This window comes from Streptomyces aureocirculatus, assembly GCF_000720475.1.
GTDB classification, from domain to species: Bacteria; Actinomycetota; Actinomycetes; order Streptomycetales; family Streptomycetaceae; genus Streptomyces; species Streptomyces aureocirculatus.
This window is the reverse complement of record NZ_JOAP01000161.1, coordinates 1-407: the sequence shown is the minus strand read 5'-3', so window position 1 is coordinate 407 and position 407 is coordinate 1. Positions and strand designations below refer to the sequence as shown.

The window sequence follows — 407 nt, the reverse complement described above, 5'->3', positions numbered from 1 at the left end:
CGGGGCGGCCTCGATCGGACGACCGGGTGGTCCTGAATGGAATCGTGTGGAAGCTGAGAACCGGGTCAGCCTGGCGTGATGTGCCGGAACGGTATGGCTCCTGGCAGACCTTGTACACGCGTTTCCGCAGGTGGGCACTGGATGGCACGTCTCGCGCATGCTGCGGGCCATCCAGGCGGAGAAGGACGCGGCCGGGGACATCAACTGGCTGGTGTCGGTCGACTCCACCATCGTGCGGGCTCATCAGCATGCCGCCGGCGGCAAAAGGGGGCAGTCGACAGGGACGAAGCGGGTGATCACGCCCTCGGCCGATCCCGTGGTGGACTGAGCACGAAGGTTCACCTGGCCTGCGACGGACTCGGCCGTCCTCTCAGCTTCGTCTTATCGGGCGGCCAGGCCAACGACTG

General features: G+C 66.3%; 1 pseudogene. It reads left to right on the top strand.

The features are described 5' to 3' along the window. Positions 1-407: pseudogene (locus IG78_RS43645) on the top strand (IS5 family transposase); the annotation flags it as partial.